The 20082-nt window shown below is 43.1% G+C and carries 14 protein-coding genes and 3 pseudogenes; 2 read left to right on the top strand and 15 right to left on the bottom strand.

From position 1 onward, the window contains the following. Positions 1–5: 5 nt before the first annotated feature. From VRUMOI_RS13820 to VRUMOI_RS13750, 15 genes and pseudogenes are all read right to left on the bottom strand, one after another. Entirely contained in the window at positions 6–3392 is a 3387-nt protein-coding gene (locus VRUMOI_RS13820) for a hypothetical protein (RefSeq protein WP_110410702.1), read from the bottom strand. A gap of 185 nt (positions 3393–3577) precedes the next feature. Continuing rightward, the gene (locus VRUMOI_RS13815) at positions 3578–4459 is read right to left on the bottom strand and encodes a hypothetical protein (RefSeq protein WP_162598414.1); all 882 of its coding nucleotides are present in this window, start codon (positions 4457–4459) and stop codon (positions 3578–3580) included. Further along, a complete protein-coding gene (locus tag VRUMOI_RS13810) occupies positions 4443–4757 on the bottom strand; it encodes a hypothetical protein (protein WP_110410700.1) in 315 nt (104 codons plus the stop codon). The genes VRUMOI_RS13815 and VRUMOI_RS13810 overlap by 17 nt, the downstream gene beginning before the upstream one ends. A 56-nt stretch (positions 4758–4813) precedes the next feature. Then, positions 4814–5383: a hypothetical protein gene (locus VRUMOI_RS13805; RefSeq protein ID WP_110410699.1), complete on the bottom strand. Its 570-nt coding sequence runs from the start codon at positions 5381–5383 to the stop codon at positions 4814–4816. A 36-nt stretch (positions 5384–5419) separates the two neighbouring features. Then, complete coding sequence (locus VRUMOI_RS13800; protein ID WP_110410698.1) at positions 5420–7096, bottom strand: hypothetical protein; 1677 nt, start codon at positions 7094–7096, stop codon at positions 5420–5422. Further along, positions 7047–7628 (bottom strand): hypothetical protein, encoded by a 582-nt coding sequence (locus tag VRUMOI_RS13795; protein WP_110410697.1) that lies wholly within the window; start codon positions 7626–7628, stop codon positions 7047–7049. Before VRUMOI_RS13795 ends, VRUMOI_RS13800 begins: the two co-directional genes overlap by 50 nt. 2 nt (positions 7629–7630) lie before the next feature. Beyond that, a complete protein-coding gene (locus VRUMOI_RS13790; protein ID WP_110410696.1) occupies positions 7631–7852 on the bottom strand; it encodes a hypothetical protein in 222 nt (73 codons plus the stop codon). Next, on the bottom strand, positions 7827–8675 hold the full coding sequence (locus tag VRUMOI_RS13785; protein ID WP_110410695.1) for a hypothetical protein: 849 nt from the start codon (positions 8673–8675) through the stop codon (positions 7827–7829). Before VRUMOI_RS13785 ends, VRUMOI_RS13790 begins: the two co-directional genes overlap by 26 nt. Next, complete coding sequence (locus tag VRUMOI_RS13780) at positions 8626–9033, bottom strand: hypothetical protein (protein ID WP_110410694.1); 408 nt, start codon at positions 9031–9033, stop codon at positions 8626–8628. The genes VRUMOI_RS13785 and VRUMOI_RS13780 overlap by 50 nt, the downstream gene beginning before the upstream one ends. Further along, positions 9012–11099 (bottom strand): hypothetical protein, encoded by a 2088-nt coding sequence (locus VRUMOI_RS13775; protein WP_110410693.1) that lies wholly within the window; start codon positions 11097–11099, stop codon positions 9012–9014. Before VRUMOI_RS13775 ends, VRUMOI_RS13780 begins: the two co-directional genes overlap by 22 nt. Next, positions 11071–11373: a hypothetical protein gene (locus VRUMOI_RS13770; protein WP_162598413.1), complete on the bottom strand. Its 303-nt coding sequence runs from the start codon at positions 11371–11373 to the stop codon at positions 11071–11073. The genes VRUMOI_RS13775 and VRUMOI_RS13770 overlap by 29 nt, the downstream gene beginning before the upstream one ends. Before the next feature lie 26 nt (positions 11374–11399). Continuing rightward, entirely contained in the window at positions 11400–13373 is a 1974-nt protein-coding gene (locus VRUMOI_RS13765; RefSeq protein ID WP_110410691.1) for a hypothetical protein, read from the bottom strand. Beyond that, positions 13318–13806: a hypothetical protein gene (locus VRUMOI_RS13760; protein ID WP_110410690.1), complete on the bottom strand. Its 489-nt coding sequence runs from the start codon at positions 13804–13806 to the stop codon at positions 13318–13320. The genes VRUMOI_RS13765 and VRUMOI_RS13760 overlap by 56 nt, the downstream gene beginning before the upstream one ends. Positions 13807–13871: 65 nt before the next feature. Next, a complete protein-coding gene (locus VRUMOI_RS13755) occupies positions 13872–15503 on the bottom strand; it encodes a retention module-containing protein (RefSeq protein WP_110410689.1) in 1632 nt (543 codons plus the stop codon). Positions 15504–15771: 268 nt separating this feature from the next. Beyond that, positions 15772–16747, bottom strand: a pseudogene (locus tag VRUMOI_RS13750) (IS630 family transposase). Positions 16748–16867: 120 nt separating this feature from the next. Between VRUMOI_RS13750 and tnpC the strand changes: the two are divergent. Then, a pseudogene (tnpC, locus tag VRUMOI_RS13745) lies at positions 16868–18291 on the top strand (IS66 family transposase). Positions 18292–18629: 338 nt separating this feature from the next. Then, positions 18630–20021 (top strand): annotated as a pseudogene (locus tag VRUMOI_RS13740) (HlyD family type I secretion periplasmic adaptor subunit). Positions 20022–20082 lie beyond the last annotated feature (61 nt).

The following is a 20082-nucleotide window of genomic DNA, read 5'->3' as shown; positions in this document are numbered from 1 at the left end:
GATCGTTACCGTACCATCTGGATTTTGAATAATTTCACCATCTGAGCCTTCTGGGAATCAAAAGTCGCACCATCAGGCACATTAGAAATGGTCACTTGAACTTGCTCTGGTGCATCTTCCTGAACATTACTTGCAGGATCCGTTACGCTATTTTCATCATCAACGGCATGTGCATTAATATTGATCGTTATGCCATTCGCCACATCTTCATCACCAGAAACAGAAGCATCCACATCGGTATTCACTGCATCTGCTTTTGCATCAACATGGATATTAACAGGTACGTCTTTCTCAACAGGATCACCATTATCATCTGTTGTGTAGACTTTAAGTGTCAGGTCAATATCACCACTAAAATCATTTGGTGGCAGAATACTCAAACCTGATAAATCAAAACTTTGGCCATCATCACTAATTACATCAGGGATAGACCAAACGCCACCCCCCATATTATTAGCGCCTTCAATGACGAAGCCATCTGGCACGCCGGTAATACTGACAGAAACAATCTCTTCCGAGCCATCCATATCAGTCACATTACCGTTAAAATCACCAAATGAAATCGATGTCCCTTCGTCACCTGTAACTTGAACAGGATTATCATCGGTAGCGACTTCACCATTGATTTCAATATCATCATTTACGGCATTAACATCAAAGCTTACATTCTGCTCAAACGAACCACTATTACTGACTTCCTCACCATCAACCATTGCCGTATCAGTCACATCCGTTGTCACGGTAACATCAACAGTGCCGCTGAAATCTGGAGCAGGTTGGAAATAAATTGGGTCATTCGGGTCAACATGAATTTCACCATTGGCATCAGGTTGAATCACATCACCGTTTGCGTCGACAAATTCACCTTGTGATGGATCAACTAATTTAATTGTCACATCGGTAATTTCTTCATCGCCGCCATTATCTTTACCACCGTTATTTTGGTCGCCAATAACCGTACTTAAATCTAACTCAATTAGGCTATCTTCATCGCCACCGCCAGTGATGGTGACGTCTGGAGCATCTGCAACAGGGTCAACATTAACCGTGATATTCATTGAGCCTTCATTAGACTGGCCACTCTCGTTATCAGTTTCCACAACTTTAACGGGAATATCGATATCACCAGCATAATCTGGTGGTAAGTATAGAATCACATCTGGTGGTAACGTTATTGAACCATCAGCATTCGGGGTGACACTAATGACATACTCACCCGTTTGCTCGTTGTACTCCATACCACCAATCGTGGCACCTGGAGGCAAATCATCGGCATTAATAATGATCGAAGTGGTATCGTTATCCAGATCAGAGACGCCATCACCATCAGTATCATCAGTGCTAATCACCAAACCATCAGAAATTAACTCACCTATATTGACGCCACCTTCTTGATCTTCTGAAGCATCGACTTGTTGATCTTGAGTCGCATCATCATCAATATCGCCGGCAGCTGGTGGAGTATAAGTACCGCCACCGCCATCATGTTCATCAGTAAAGTGAAGAGTAATATCGGTTTCTTTGATTATTGTCTCACTTTCCGAGTTAGCATCATCACCCTGGTCTTGTACGGTAACACTGACGTGTATAGTCACATCCCCATCAAACCCACGAGGCGCTTTAATCACGATATCATCGAGTTGATCTTCAGTAATCGTAAACGAACCATTGCCGTTATTTACCGCACCTTCAACCTGGAAACCATCGGGCAAATCATCTGGGAAGGTAATGATCACTTTATTGATTACTTCATCACTTGAAGTGTCATCATTGACCCAATCTAAGCTGTTACCACCTGAGCTACCATTAACTACATCGTTAACTGACAAGTGAATTTCATTTGACCACTCATCATTAGGGTCTTGGTCTTCATATACATCCTGAATTCCGTCACCATCGGTATCTGTAATCGCATTACCGTCAGCATCATCGATAACCAACTTACCACCATCATTCACACCATCACCGTCTTCTTCGACGACCGAGGTAACATCCACATCTAAATTGCCATGGATTGTGGTTTCATCATAGTTATCATCTGGATTTTCAGTATCTGAATCTCGAATCGTGACATCCGTGGTTAAATGCAAATCACTATCTGCATCTTCTGGCATGCTAAGATACAAGCCGCTTTCTTGGGCTTCTGCTAATTGTTCTGGTGTTAAGGTAATTGAACCGTTTTCATCAGGGGTGAGTACTTCATCACCAATAACGATTGCATAACCATCAGGATAATTCTCAAACCCATTAATGGTTAATCCAACCACTTTTTCGCTGCCGTCATTATCGACAAACTGCGCAGTAGGATCCCAATTCAGTTTAACTAACTCATCTTCATTACCCGTTGATGTGGTGTTGTATTCCTCTAGGTCACCATTCTCATCTCTACCGACGCCATCAACGACAGGATTAACATTAATATGGATATCATATTCAAATTCTTTCGAAGCACCGTCATCTTCCGTCACCACAATACGTACTGGAATATCAATATCATCCGCGCTATTGCTATCGGTATGAATTTGAATACCGTTCAATGAATCAACATCAAATTGGTATAAATCTGGATTGGTTGAAACGAGTGTCGGTTCTAATGGATTACCATCAGCATCGCTAAAATACACCCCTTCTGGGATGTCTTGTAATGTTGTGAAAGTGATTTTTTCAGATGAATCTGTATCTTCCGATACTGCGCCATGCCCATCGGTGTTTGTGTACTCACCAGAAATAAAGCCGAAATCTATCGTAGCTGTACCATCTTCATCCACTGTGGTTGAGATCGTTTTACCATCATCAGAAACCTCCCAATCACCATTGGCAATAATGGATGGGTCATCAACAACACCGTGCATATCGACATTGATTTCAGTGCTATCTTGGCCAGCCCAAGTATCTTCATCATTCAGATCCGTATCACTCAGATCGGCGTTATCAACCGACATTCCATCAACGGTAAAAGTAAAATCGTCATTACTTTGTGGCGGTGGCATGATGACAGTATCATCAATATCATCGAAAGAAATCACATAGAAACCGTCTGCATTTGGCTCTAGTTCTACAGGGTTCCCTTCATCATCTACGCCCCATACTGTCGCGCCTTCTGGTAAACCTGAAATACGCACAAAGTAACTTTCTGAACCATCGTCATCGACCGAAGTATGCGCCTTGGTAATCACATCCGATAACTGAATAGCAGTATCTTCATCGACTTTGATGTTGTTATTCGTACTCAAGCTGACTTCATCAGCATCTGGAGTCACATCGATGACAATCGTTTGGTGATCAGATTCGGCTGTTTCTTTGCCATCAACCGTATCGCCACTTTCGGTACTGGTTCCCCAAGCATCGATTTGCATTTCACCTGACCAGTCATCCGCAGGGTCAACTTCCACTTTATCGATATCATCAGCTGAAATGGTATATACACCATTTTCATCCGGCTCTATTTTACTCCATCAACATAAATGTCCCTTCACCTTCTTTTATTTCAAGGTGGTATTCTAGGGTTTCTGAACCATCATTATCATTCAGATCAACATCTATATTCAGTTTTACATTGTCACTGTCTTCACCGGTCTCATAATGAGATCAGTGTTATCCATATCCCATGTTGGTGTATCGGCAACACCTTCAACCGTGATGTTGAAGTTGCCATTGATTGTCTGACCGGATTGTTCTGAATCGTTATCAATAACTTCCGCTTGTACACAAATTCTAAGTTACCATCAACGGTTGAGAAATCTGAATCGGGTACAAACGTTACACCAGACAGTTCATAGCTATAAGTTCCATCACCATTATCGACTAAACTAAATGCATCTGCTGGTATGATGAAATTGCCATCAGCGTCAGTTTCAAGTGGCTCACCATCGTACATAAACTCACCATGAGCGCCTCCTTCTGGAGGTGTTATGACAACGGTACTCTGTTCTGGGTTATCAGGGTTGATGATGGTCTCTCCTTCATCCCTATCACCCACGTTCAATTGCATTTCAATCGGAATGCCATTTGGAGTCTCATCTGGCACGCCATCCAGATTATCAAGACCCGTTGTATCTGTGCGCCCATCTTCCTCATGGCCACTATAGCTACCACCATTAATTTCCCAGCTTGGGCCTTCATCAGTAACATTAACCGTCACTTCAGCGGTATCAGTGTCGCCATCACCATCCGTGATCACAAATTCAAAGTCACCACTGTAATCTTTGCCATCATGATCTAAATTATCGACAGGCTCGAACTTAATATCACCATTTTCTGACACATATAAGGTACCAATACTTTCACCACCATCCGTTACAGGAACGGCATAATAAGCTTCGGCAGCGTCACCCGTATCAGAAATGTTTCCATCTGAGTCGATATAAACGGTGTCATAATCACCATCTTTTAGCTCAATAACATTGCCATTACTGTCTTTAATACCGGTAACAGTGGCACCATCAGCCTTCATTAGCAATAATATTGCCTAAATCTTGTAGGCCTGAACCTTCTTCAATCGCTTCACCAGACACATCTTGCGCAGTTGGTACATCATCATTAACAGTAACATTGACATCAATTGTATTACTGCTATCACCATCATCATCGACGCCATGGATAGGTATAACGATATTGGTCGATTGTCCACCATTGCCATTATCAAGTGGTTGATCAATCGCGCCTGTCACTTCAAAGGTATAGCTACCATTAGTGTTATCAAAACTGATTTTGAAGACATCATCGTCCGTTGGGTTACCATTATCATCGACTAGCACACCTGAATATGTGCCATCACCGTTATCAACTAAAATAACGTCGGTGCCACCCGAAGTTATGTTGCTATTGCCTTCACTATCTGAGTTTTCTCATTAAAAGCATTAACATCAATTTCATAGTGATTCACTTCATCACTACCTGAATCAATAGTAATCGTGCCGGTTGCTGACTCACCACTTTGTCCTGGTGTTGAACCCGCGTGATTATCACCACCTTTATCAATATCAGATTCGTTAACACTGATGTTGTCAGCACTATCGATTTCAAGGTCTTTACCATCCGTTATGGTGCCGTTGAAATCAATGGACTCATCCATGTAATCGCCGTCAGTATCTTGTATTTGGATTGGGATGTTGATGGTGATGTTGTCACCATCATTATGGACATACCCGTCAGTATCACCAGCACCATCTACATGATCGATTGGTTGGTATTGCGTCATATCAACACTAATATCAACACCACCATTTTCAGTAGGTGTTGCAATCAGATGGAAATCTAAAACAGGGTTACCATTAGCATCCACACCGGTTAATGTGTTGTTTTCAGGATCAAATGAGAACTCAACTGAACCGCCACCTTCTGTGGTAATTTCAGTGTTGAGCTCTGTAATCAAGTCATCCATTACAGTAGGATCACTTGTACCGTGTTTGGATCTAAGTCATCTGATCAGCATCAACGTGAGTTGAACCACTTTGTGCTGTTTTCGGATAACCTTCTGAATCACCTGGATCGGAATCTGGGTGAGGTCACCTTCGATCATTCCAGCATCAATGTCACCTCCACCTTGTGCGTTATCGCCATCGGTATCATGAATGGTGATCGTTCCTTTACCTACATCTCCGTCAGCATCTTCGACTTCAACATTGATAGGAATATCTGAAGTATCATTATCTTCATTAATTTGATCGATCGGCTGGAATTGCTCTACTTCATAATGACCATTTTGATCGATAGTCACTTCCATAACCGGAATATTATCTGCATCAACAATGGTTAATGTATGACCATCATCACTGATTACAACAGAGGTATCTTGACCGTTACTAGTCAGATCATCTAATTGTGATTGGTCGGCACCAAATCGTACATCGACAACATCATCACTGCCGGTATCAACATTAATGTCTCCCGATGCTGAATCTGTTCCATCAGTACCTTCTTCTAGTGTTGCACCTGTGTCCTTACCAAACGACGGATCTTGGCCATCTTCAATGTTAACCGTGATATCAACATTATTTGGTGTGCCGTCTGCATCATCAATCACTAAGGGCACATCAATACTGATGCTATCACCGTTGTTGGTCACATAGCCTTCACTATCACCATCTCCATCTTCGTGATCAATTGGACCATTTTGAACAACATCGGTAGTAATGGTGGCATTACCGTCTGCATCAACGGTTGAAGTCATCCTCATCGTTAAGACATCCGAGCCCCCCGAAGTACCCGTTATCGTAATTGTACCATCTGAATTTGTAGTGATTTCAAAGTCAATCGGTTGACCATTACTGGTTAAGCCATCAAGTTCGGCTTCCAAAGCTGTAGAGACTTCTGGATCAATATGTAAGGTCTCAGGGCGTAGATCATCACTAGAGGAATCAATGACGACTGAGCTACTACCTGATACTGGATAAGCGTTTCCTTCAGTCCAGCTCTCCTGATCACCTTCGGTAATATTGACCTCATCAGTAACATCGACTCCCTCTGGATCGACAATCACAATGTTAAAGCTGCCCGAAGCGCTATCACCATCATCATCCACTGCAGTGACGCTAAGATTAAGGTCAACATCCCCTGCATCTTGATCGATAGGTTCATATTGCGTAACGGTGTAATTACCATCTATATCAACGGTAATACTTAGAATGGGTTCATCATTTTCACCGGTGACGGTAATGGTATTACCATCCACTTCATAGTCGGTTTCTTTGCCGCCATCGTAAGTAATATTACCTAAGCCTGAATCATCACCTTGAGGGTCATCAAAGGTCATCGATGCTATTTCATCTGAGCCCATATCAAAGCTTGGGATTTTACCTGTTGATTCACCTGGCGTTTGAGTTACTTCTCCGGTCTCAGGGTCAACATTGTCAAAATCTGTTTCGGTAATAACAACGGCTTCACTGTCATCACTAAAGGACGGGTCTTGGCCATCTTCTAGGTTAACGGTGATGTCGATATTAGAAGTATCACCATCGGTGTCGGAGATTTCCAATGGAAGATCAATCGAAATCACATCACCATCATTGGTGATATAACCAGAGGTATCGCCATCTTTATTGATATCATCCAATGGTAAAGCGGTCGACAGTGGTGTTGATGTAGAACTCGCCATCCCCACCTTGTACCACTTCAAAACTTATCGTGATGGCCTCTACACCATCAACCGTCCCCACGATGCTAAAGCTGCCATCCGGATTTTCAACAGAAACAAAATCAACGGGCTGGCCGCCTGAGGTAATTTCGGATAATTCACCCGGATTTTGATCGGTACCATCACCAAACAACGTGGCTTTTGCCTCATCAGTAAGCTGTAAAGTACTTGGGTCAAGATCATCACTTGGCGTTGGAATTAACTTAGAAGACTCACCATGCACTGGGTATTCATTACCTGAAGCTGGGTTTTCAAGATCACCTTCTTCAATGGTAACTTCATCGCTTACATCTTCAGCATTCCCGCCGTCATTAATCACGATATTGATGGTACCATTCGCGGTATCACCATCGTCATCCGTACCAGAAACATTCAACGCAATGTTGGTGATGTCGCTGTCATCTTGATCAATCGGTTGGTATTGCGTCACCGTGTAATTACCATCCGCATCGATGGTCACGCTCATCACAGGGTTATTATCAACATCCAACAAGGTTAACGTGCTTGGATCGTTTGCCAGTGCCGCAGTATCAATGTGAGTCGCTTCACCATTACTGGTGATGCCAGTGAAGACGGTTGATTTGGGTCAAAGACAATTTGGTCAACGTAATCACTGCCCTGGTCAAATTCAATGCTGCCATTGGCCGTTTGTATATCGTCCGTTTCATTGATTTCAGCTATGTCGGTATTGTCACCAAAAAGACGGATCTTGACCATCTTTTAGGTTAACGGTGATATCGATATTAGAAGTATCACCATCGGTGTCGGAGATTTCCAATGGAAGATCAACCGAAATCACATCATCATCATTGGTGATATAACCAGAGGTATCGCCATCTTTATTGATATTATCCAGTGGTAAAGCTTGGTCGACAGTGGTGTTGATGTAGAACTCGCCATCCTCACCTTGTACCACTTCAAAACTTATCGTGATGGCCTCTACACCATCAACCGTCCCCACGATGCTAAAGCTGCCATCCGGATTTTCAACAGAAACAAAATCAACGGGCTGGCCGCCTGAGGTAATTTCGGATAATTCACCCGGATTTTGATCGGTACCATCACCAAACAACGTGGCTTTTGCCTCATCAGTAAGCTGTAAAGTACTTGGGTCAAGATCATCACTTGGCGTTGGAATTAACTTAGAAGACTCACCATGCACTGGGTATTCATTACCTGAAGCTGGGTTTTCAAGATCACCTTCTTCAATGGTAACTTCATCGCTTACATCTTCAGCATTCCCGCCGTCATTAATCACGATATTGATGGTACCATTCGCGGTATCACCATCGTCATCCGTACCAGAAACATTCAACGCAATGTTGGTGATGTCGCTGTCATCTTGATCAATCGGTTGGTATTGCGTCACCGTGTAATTACCATCCGCATCGATGGTCACGCTCATCACAGGGTTATTATCAACATCCAACAAGGTTAACGTGCTTGGATCGTTTGCCAGTGCCGCAGTATCAATGTGAGTCGCTTCACCATTACTGGTGATGCCAGTGAGACGGTTGATTTGGGTCAAAGACAATTTCATCAACCTGATCACTTCCTTCATCAAACTCAATACTGCCCTTCGCCGTTTGTATATCGTCCGTTTCATTGATTTCAGCTATGTCGGTATTGTCACCAAAAGACGGATCTTGACCATCTTTTAGGTTAACGGTGATATCGATATTAGAAGTATCACCATCGGTGTCGGAGATTTCCAATGGAAGATCAACCGAAATCACATCATCATCATTGGTGATATAACCAGAGGTATCGCCATCTTTATTGATATTATCCAGTGGTAAAGCTTGGTCGACAGTGGTGTTGATGTAGAACTCGCCATCCTCACCTTGTACCACTTCAAAACTTATCGTGATGGCCTCTACACCATCAACCGTCCCCACGATGCTAAAGCTGCCATCCGGATTTTCAACAGAAACAAAATCAACGGGCTGGCCGCCTGAGGTAATTTCGGATAATTCACCCCCGGATTTTGATCGGTACCATCACCAAACAACGTGGCTTTTGCCTCATCAGTAAGCTGTAAAGTACTTGGGTCAAGATCATCACTTGGCGTTGGAATTAACTTAGAAGACTCACCATGCACTGGGTATTCATTACCTGAAGCTGGGTTTTCAAGATCACCTTCCTCAATGGTAACTTCATCGCTTACATCTTCAGCATTCGCGCCGTCATTAATCACGATATTGATGGTACCGTTCGCGGTATCACCATCGTCATCCGTACCCGAGACATTTAGGGCGATTTTGGTGATCTCGCTGTCATCTTGATCGATTGGTTGGTATTGCGTCACCGTGTAATTACCATCCACATCGATGGTCACGCTCATCACAGGGTTATTATCAACATCCAACAAGGTTAACGTGCTTGGATCGTTTGCCAGTGCCACGGTATCAATGTGAGTCGCATCACCATTACTGGTGATGCCATTGAGAGACGGTTGACTTGGGTCAAAGACAATTTGGTCAACATAATCACTGCCCTGGTCAAATTCGATTGAGCCGGTGGCACTTTGCGTGTCATCACTTTCAGTTATAATCACGCCGTTATCGGTGCCAAAACTTGGATCTTCACCATCTTTAAAATTCACCGTGATGTCGACACTTGACGTGTCACCATCGGTGTCATCAATTTCTAGCGGCAGGTCAACCGAAAGAGTGTCACCATTATTCGTGATTAACCCCATCATATCGCCTGTGTCATCGCCCGTGCCATTGTTATCATCTAATGGTTGGTATTGATTGACGTCTGTAACAACCGTCACATCACCATTTTCAGACATGGTCGGGGTCATGGTGATGTCAAGAACTGGGTTGCCCTCGCCATCCACACCGGTGATGGTGATCACACCATTGTCATCGGTCGTCATGCTGAACTCAACTGGATCGCCACCGTTGATGGTGACTTCTGACATCTCATTTTGTAGGGCAGCTTTACCCGCTTCGCTTAAACGCAGTGAGCTTACGACCAAGTTATCGGGCGATGCGATCGTGATTGAGCCATGGCCTTCGACTGGGTAGGTTTGGACAGGTTTGCCATCCGCATCCACGGCACCAGTATCAACATCACCTTCGATGACCTCAATCGTATCGCTCACATCCGCAGCATTCGCGCCGTCATTAATCACGATATTGATGGTACCATTCGCGGTATCATCATCGTCATCCGTACCAGAAACATTCAACGCAATGTTGGTGATGTCGCTGTCATCTTGATCAATCGGTTGGTATTGCGTCACCGTGTAATTACCATCCGCATCGATGGTCACGCTCATCACAGGGTTATTATCAACATCCAACAAGGTTAACGTGCTTGGATCGTTTGCCAGTGCCACGGTATCAATGTGAGTCGCATCACCATTACTGGTGATGCCATTGAGAGACGGTTGACTTGGGTCAAAGACAATTTGGTCAACATAATCACTGCCCTGGTCAAATTCGATTGAGCCGGTGGCACTTTGCGTGTCATCACTTTCAGTTATAATCACGCCGTTATCGGTGCCAAAACTTGGATCTTCACCATCTTTAAAATTCACCGTGATGTCGACACTTGACGTGTCACCATCGGTGTCATCAATTTCTAGCGGCAGGTCAACCGAAAGAGTGTCACCATTATTCGTGATTAACCCCATCATATCGCCTGTGTCATCGCCCGTGCCATTGTTATCATCTAATGGTTGGTATTGATTGACGTCTGTAACAACCGTCACATCACCATTTTCAGACATGGTCGGGGTCATGGTGATGTCAAGAACTGGGTTGCCCTCGCCATCCACACCGGTGATGGTGATCACACCATTGTCATCGGTCGTCATGCTGAACTCAACTGGATCGCCACCGTTGATGGTGACTTCTGACATCTCATTTTGTAGAGCGGCTTTACCCGCTTCGCTTAAACGCAGTGAGCTTGCGACCAAGTTATCACGGCGATGCGATCGTGATTGAGCCATGGCCTTCTACAGGGTAGGTTTGGACAGGGTTGCCATCCGCATTCACGGCACCAGTATCAACATCACCTTCGATGACCTCAATCGTATCGCTCACATCCGCAGCATTCGCGCCGTCATTAATCACGATATTGATGGTACCATTCGCGGTATCATCATCGTCATCCGTACCAGAAACATTCAACGCAATATTGGTGATGTCACTGTCATCTTGATCGATAGGTTGGTATTGCGTAACCGTGTAGTTGCCTTGCGCGTCAATGGTTACATCCATCACGGGATTGCCATCGGCATCCACTAGACTTAATGTGTTGTCATCAACACTGTAGCTGGTCGCATCACCATTACTGGTGATGCCAGTGAACGACGTTGATTTGGGTCAAAGACAATTTGGTCAACGTAATCACTGCCCTGGTCAAATTCAATGCTGCCATTGGCCGTTTGTTCACCGTCATTTTCAGTGATCTCAGCAATCTCGGTATTGTCACCAAAACTTGGATCTTCACCATCAACAAAATTCACCGTGATATCAACATTTGAAGTATCACCATCGGTGTCATCAATTTCTAGCGGTAGGTCAACCGAAATGGTGTCACCATTATTGGTGATAAGACCGGTTGTATCTCCAGTACCCTCTTTTTCATCAAGCGGTTGATATTGATTGACATCAGTGACAACCGTCACATCACCATTTTCAGACATGGTCGGGGTCATGGTGATGTCAAGAACTGGGTTGCCCTCGCCATCCACACCGGTGATGGTGATCACACCATTGTCATCGGTCGTCATGCTGAACTCAACTGGATCGCCACCGTTGATGGTGACTTCTGACATCTCATTTTGTAGAGCGGCTTTACCCGCTTCGCTTAAACGCAGTGAGCTTGCGACCAAGTTATCACTTGGCGATGCGATCGTGATTGAGCCATGGCCTTCGACTGGGTAGGTTTGGACAGGGTTTCCATCCGCATCCACGGCACCAGTATCAACATCACCTTCGATGACCTCAATCGTATCGCTCACATCCGCAGCATTCGCGCCGTCATTAATCACGATATTGATGGTACCATTCGCGGTATCATCATCGTCATCCGTACCAGAAACATTCAACGCAATGTTGGTGATGTCGCTGTCATCTTGATCAATCGGTTGGTATTGCGTCACCGTGTAATTACCATCCGCATCGATGGTCACGCTCATCACAGGGTTATTATCAACATCCAACAAGGTTAACGTGCTTGGATCGTTTGCCAGTGCCGCAGTATCAATGTGAGTCGCTTCACCATTACTGGTGATGCCAGTGAGAGACGGTTGGCTTGGGTCAAAGACAATTTGGTCAACGTAATCACTGCCCTGGTCAAATTCAATGCTGCCATTGGCCGTTTGTTCACCGTCATTTTCAGTGATCTCAGCAATCTCGGTATTGTCACCAAAACTTGGATCTTCACCATCAACAAAATTCACCGTGATATCAACATTTGAAGTATCACCATCGGTGTCATCAATTTCTAGCGGTAGGTCAACCGAAATGGTGTCACCATTATTGGTGATAAGACCGGTTGTATCTCCAGTACCCTCTTTTTCATCAAGCGGTTGATATTGATTGACATCGGTGACAACCGTCACATCACCATTTTCAGACATGGTCGGGGTCATGGTGATGTCAAGAACTGGGTTGCCCTCGCCATCCACACCGGTGATGGTGATCACACCATTGTCATCGGTCGTCATGCTGAACTCAACTGGATCGCCACCGTTGATGGTGACTTCTGACATCTCATTTTGTAGAGCGGCTTTACCCGCTTCGCTTAAACGCAGTGAGCTTGCGACCAAGTTATCACTTGGCGATGCGATCGTGATTGAGCCATGGCCTTCGACTGGGTAGGTTTGGACAGGGTTTCCATCCGCATCCACGGCACCAGTATCAACATCACCTTCGATGACCTCAATCGTATCGCTCACATCCGTAGCATTCGCGCCGTCATTAATCACGATATTGATGGTACCATTCGCGGTATCATCATCGTCATCCGTACCAGAAACATTCAACGCAATATTGGTGATGTCACTGTCATCTTGATCAATCGATTGGTATTGCGTCACCGTGTAATTACCATCCGCATCGATGGTCACACTCATCACGGGGTTATTATCAACATCCAACAAGGTTAACGTGCTTGGATCGTTTGCCAGTGCCGCAGTATCAATGTGAGTCGCTTCACCATTACTGGTGATGCCAGTGAGACGGTTGGCTTGGGTCAAAGACAATTTGGTCAACATAATCACTGCCCTGGTCAAATTCAATGCTGCCATTGGCCGTTTGTTCACCGTCATTTTCAGTGATCTCAGCAATCTCGGTATTGTCACCAAAACTTGGATCTTCACCATCAACAAAATTCACCGTGATATCAACATTTGAAGTATCACCATCGGTGTCATCAATTTCTAGCGGTAGGTCAACCGAAATAGTGTCACCATTATTGGTGATAAGACCGGTTGTATCTCCAGTACCCTCTTTTTCATCAAGCGGTTGATATTGATTGACATTGGTGACAACCGTCACATCACCATTTTCAGACATGGTTGGCGTCATGGTGATATCGAAAACTGGATTTCCATCACCATCGACTGCAGAAATGGTTACCACACCGTTTTCATCGGTGGTCATGGTAAATTCAATTGGCTGACCATTATGGATCGTAATTTTACCCATTCCAGAAACTAGCTGGGCTTTGCCTTCTTCACTTAAACGTAATGTAGAAGGATTTAAGTTATCATCTATTGCAGTAATGGTAACGCTACTCGTGCCATGTACAGGATATGCGTTACCTGCTGCTGGGTTTTCAGATCGCCCTCAGCTATTGTGACAACGTCACTAACATCAGCAGCATTCTCACCATCTTCAATATTGATAACAATTGTACCGTTAGCAGTATCACCATCATCATCTGTTGCAGTAATACCTAAATTTAGATTTATTATATCGTCTGCATCCTGGTCAAGTGGACCAGTGGCTTGAACGGTATAAGATCCATCGGTCTGAACCTCAACAGTTAAAACTGGTTCGCCATTAATATCTGTTACAATTACTACATTACCATCAACGGTATATTCTGTAGGTTCACCATTGCTCGTTAACCCTTCTAATGAGGGTTGGTTTGGATCAAACGTAATAGTGGCAATTTCATCACTACCAAGATCCAATGGTACTTGGCCATCTACAATTAAATCACGGTCATCAGTTTCATTGATCGTGGTGCCTGAGTCGGTACCAAATTGTTCATTGGCACCATCATTAACATCAATTTCGATATTAATCGGTTCTTTGATTTCATTACCATTGATATCCATCCCCGATACTGGGAATTCAATATGAATATCATCCCCTTGATTACTCACTATACCTGTGGTGTCACCTGAAATATGATCGATAGGTTGATTAACCGTTGTGGTAATAGAAACGGTTACATCACCGTTGGGTAGGGCAACGAAATCAACATCAAATGAAACGACTGGTTCACCATCTTGCATACCCGTGAAAGTATTGGTTTCCGCATCGTAAGTAAATACAACAGGTTCACCACCTGATGTGATCTCAGAATTTAATTCACCAAGTAAAGAATCTACGCTTTCTTCCGGGATATAAAACGAATTTGGATCAAGAGCATAGGTACCTTTTTCAACTACAACCGAAGCTATACTTTCAGTTGGGTAACCACCACCACTGTCTAAATCACCTTCTGTAACTTCAACGGCAAGGTTTTCACCACCGTCAGCAATAAGAACGCCTCGTTCATCTTCTTCATCACGGTATTCACGTTCAAAACCTTTAGTATCGTATCCCGCGTGAGTTAAAACAGCGTCATAATTGTAGTCAATCGATACAAAAGAGTTATTAGCGGTGTCGCCCGCGCCCTCACCTGCTGCTGGTGCTTCTGCTTCTTGAGTTGGATCTTGTCCTGCCAAAATACTTTGCTGAATAGCGGCAATATCATCAGTTTGATTTGATTGAGAACCTTGTTCATCCGAATTTACAGGGTTCATAATATCTTGACTAGGATCTTGCAGGTTCATTACCGAGCGTTGGATATTCGCAATATCCGATTCAGTAAAATTCGCATTTTGTGCATTTTCAGCGTTAATTTGAACTTGTGGTCCCAATGTAGTCGCCACAGGCCCAGTTGCATTTGGTACAATAGATACGGCCGATTGAGTATTATGGATGTGTACTTGTTGTCCTTGTCCAGAGACAGTTGCGTTTGCCTCTGGAGTCACCAATAAAACCTCATCAGACTTCAACTGATAATTTCCTGTAACCAATACAGCTCCCTGACCAGCTTTAATGACAAAAACTGAACCACTTTCAACGTTAACATTGGTGACATTTGAAGAAGGGATATTATTTTCCATAGATAACTCAATCTGTTAGTTGATTGTTTCCTTAAAACCAGGATAAGCCAATCTTATATTTATAGGAATTTAATCTTAAAGCAGCAATAAACAAGCTTAAGCAAAAGTAAGAACACCTCTATATTTATATCACAATAGAGGTTAAACAATAGTTCTGCTAGATAGAAATAAAACGATTGTAATTATACCACTAACAATCGTTTTATTCACTGTTTTAACCAATCCAAACATCATGTAGGTAATGTAGGACATAACAGTCTATACCCAATTAACTTGAAGTTGCAGATTTCAAAACCTGAAAATTGTCGTTAATTCGAGTTGTCAGTGAGCCTGCAACTTTGGGCAAAGTCACATCAAAAAATCGATTTATTGCATCCTTAAAGGATGCTTTTGTCGGGAAGTAAACATTATTTCTGGCATGCTCATGCATGACCTTCCACAGTCGTTCTATTGGATTCAAATTTGGACTGTAAGGGGCAAATAATGCAGTTCGATATTGAGCATCCGAGCAAAATCTTTTACCAGCTGACTTCGGTGATAACCGGCACCATCGAAATTACATGAATCTTTTGCTAATGGATAATGAGCTTTTTCAGTTTCCAAAAGAAACGGGCAATACTTTCACTATCAATCGTTTCATAACTTTCGGTCACTGTCGTAGATATATCCGTTAGATTCAGTGCACCGACAAAGTTTAATCGTGTACGGCTACCGGTCGTTTCAATTACTTTATCTTCACCTTTGCGGATCCAACCGTAAGTGATTTTAGTCGCTTGGCTTGGATGCACTGCATCCATAAATAAAATCGGTTCATTGAGTTGCTTCAGCTCTTGATAATGCTGAATAAAAGCTTCTTGAGCTTCAGGATTAAGTTTGTGTGGAACACCTTTAGGTTGCTTATAGGAAAAGCCATTATGGTGTAACCATTTATTCATTCCAGCGACAGTGTAAGTGACTTGGAATTGATTCTGGACGTACTCAACAATCTGGTGAGTATGAAAATAGGTATTTTCAGCAAGATGCTCAATTAATGCCATCGTTTCATCGGCATTGAGTTTACTTTGTGAGCCACCATTTTCGGGTTTTAATTTTTCAGACTGTAAATAGTCATTGATATGACGAGTCACCGTCGTTTGATGAATTCGCAATGCTTGCGAAATCATAGAAACAGACCAACCTTCAGAAGCAAGCACGACAGCTTTGATACGATCACATACTCGACGGTCACGAGATGAATCGTGCATCCGTTCAAGTTGTTTTTTCGTAAGTGTTCACCAAACCCTATTGACATAAAAACTGTGACCTCTAGCACTTGATCCCACTTTAGGTATTGAGTGATCATTTTTGAGCTTCATCATAGTTATATGACTAGAAAAAAAGCTCCTAAATACCAAGACGCACCACCTAAAGTCTCTGATCTGAATGAGGCTAAGGTGCTTATTGATGAGCTGTGGGAGCAGCTCAGGCACTATGAAGATAAGCTTACCACTAGCTCCAAAAACTCTTCAAAATCGCCCTCATCAGACAGTCCTAAAGATCGCCATGAGCGAAAAAAGATGAAAGCTCTGGTGGTCGCAATTCGAGAGGAGCTAAAAAAGGCCACACAGGGCATCAACGAAAACTTTCCCCGTTAAAAGACACGGATATCATTATTGATTGCTTCCTGATAGTTGTCCTTGTTGCGAACAGTCTGACATTGATGTTCATGACGGCCCTTACTACCGACACCAAGTCTTTGATATTCCCAAGCCCACTGTCGATATCACCGAATACCGTTTATTTTCAGGTCAATGTCGGCATTGCAAAGAAGCCGTCAAAGCTCAAAAGCCTGACGATGCATCACAAGGGATTATAGGGCTAACTTATTAAGTTACATTGGGGTTCTTGCGGGGCAATATCACCTCAGTGTTCGAAAAATCCAATCTCTTCTCAAAGAACAGCTTGGCACAACCTTTTCAGTTGGCGCGATCAGCGAAGCTCAAACGAAAGTCGCTTCAATGCTAACGCCATTACATCAAGCGATAAAACAAGCATTAAAGAAAGCGCCTTTGATTCATGCTGACGAGACCTCTCATCACAGAAATGATGAACAAAGCCTTCGCTGGTGTTGGTTAGTGGCAAGTGATGACCTTGTCTATGAGCAAATACTTTATTCGCGCTCGACCTCATCAGCGAAAAGGTCATTGATGAAGACTATGCAGGCATTGTGGTCAGCGACCAGTGCCCTAGCTATAACTGGATAGCCGCAGACCGTCATCAGTTATGTTGGGCACATGTGAAGCGTAACCTTCAGCAAATGGCGGATTATAGTGGCGGTGGCCACACCGCTTATATTGGCAGACATCTTTGTTTGCTGACGAACGCCATTTTCCATACTCGGCATCGTTATGAACAAGATGAGTTAAATTATGCGCTATACTTACGAAGAATGCGTAGGTTGCAGAAATCGTTCGATCATTGGTTGAGCAAAGGGACTGATGTCATGGTCAAGCGATATCGGGGGCGATGCAAGTTACTGCTCAAACATAGAGAGAGCTTGTGGGTTTTCCTCAAGAAAGTGTCAATCCCCTTAACCAATAATGAAGCTGAGCGATGTATTAGAGGTTTTGTAATCCAAAGGAAAATCAGCTTCGGAACGACCTCGGATGCAGGCGATAAATTCCGCAGTAGGATACATACCCTCATCGAAACCTGCAAAAAACGTGGCTTGTCGGCAATGTCAGTGTTGAGTGAGATCATCACGGCTGTTGTGGCGAAGAGACCGTACCCCAACATCTTTGATCTATAGGCTGTTCCCCCCGTTAATATCGAGTCAAGTTACCTTGGTGAACGATTACGTTTTTTCTTTTGGTTGGAAAGTTCTATTTTCATGTTTGGTAGCATGATCCTGTTCAAGGATAAAATCAAGCATCTTCAATGATCACGGGTATATAATCATTAATATATTCGCAACTGTGAATATAGGTGACTTAAAACATTATTTCTATATAATATAAATTAAAAGATGTCATCATTTATCGCAGTGATTATTCTTACAAAGTTGATGATAAAATAGTTCATCACTAACGCATGACTAACACAACACTATCTATTGGGTAATAAGCTTCGCTTGCTCTTGGTAATTCAATGAAAAAAAAACTCACCACCGAACAACTAGACTTCGTCGATGATAAGTCATCAGCATTAATGCTAAGCACCACTTATACGACCAAAATCATGCTCTGGACAATCGTGGCTTTTTTTATTATCGCGATCATTTGGGCATCTCTGACTAAGCTTGATAAAGTAACGACAGGAACGGCTAAAGTTATTCCATCCACTCAGATGCAAGTGATACAAAACCTTGAGGGTGGTATTGTTAAACAAGTGCTTGTTCGTGAAGGCCAACCGGTTAAAAAAGGCCAACGTCTACTTTTAATTGATGACACAAGCGCGCTCTGACTTTCAAGGCAAAGCTGATATTGCCAATATGCAAGCCGACCAATTTCGTCTAAAAGCACAAATTTCTGCCGTAAAAATTGATACGAAAAAAGCGAAGCAAACCAGTAATTGGGAAGATAGCGTTATTGTAGATGAGTCAATTCTTCCTATGTTCGATGAAGATTTTGCAAAAAAGCACCCAATATTGGTTACTCGTCAGTTAAGTGAATATCAAGGTAACGTGTCTAACCTTGAGAACCAATTGTCAGTTGCAAGACAACAGGTCACACAAAAACAACGTGAACTAGATGAAAACCGCTCACGTTATAGAAGCCTACAAAGTAGTTATAATGTGGCAAGTCACGAATTTAATATAACAGAGCCATTAGCAAAAGATGGCGTGGTCCCCGAAATTGAATTGTTAAAATTACGTCGTCAGTTGATTGATACTCGTCGTGATTTGACTTCAACCAAAATGCAGATCCCGGTTGCTGAATCTGCAGTCCATGAAGCGATATTAAAATACTTAGACATTGCTCTAAAGTATCGTAGTGATAATCAAAACGAATTAAATAAGGTCAGTGCACAATTATCTAGCCAAAGTGAATCTCAAGTTGGATTACAAGATAAAGTAAACCGCACCGTCGTTACCTCACCTGTTACCGGCACTATTCAAAAAATTTATATCAATACTATCGGTGGAGTTATCCAGCCTGGTATGGATTTAATCGAGATTGTACCAACAGAAGATACCTTACTCATTGAAGCGAAAATTGCCCCTCAAGATATCGGTTTCTTACACCTGGATTACCAGCATTAATTAAATTTACCGCCTACAACTTCTCTACCTACGGTGGCCTTGAAGGTACGGTTGAAACAATCAGTGCAGACACGATTCAAGATGACGAAGGTAATAGCTTCTACCAGGTTAAAATTCGAACCAATGAAAGTGCTTTAACCAATAAAGACGGAGCATCCTTACCAATTATTCCTGGTATGACTGCCTCGGCCGATATTATTACCGGCAAACGCACCGTAATGGGCTACCTATTAAAACCGGTTCTCAAAGCCACCAATTCTGCACTAAGAGAACAATAAGCATCATCAAGTCATTATAACGATTTCTGCAAGTTGGTTTTCAGTCGAAAAAATCAGTTTA

The organism is Vibrio rumoiensis (assembly GCF_002218045.2).
GTDB lineage: Bacteria > Pseudomonadota > Gammaproteobacteria > Enterobacterales > Vibrionaceae > Vibrio > Vibrio rumoiensis.
Note: the sequence above shows the minus strand (reverse complement) of the source record. Positions and strands in the feature narration are given on the sequence as shown.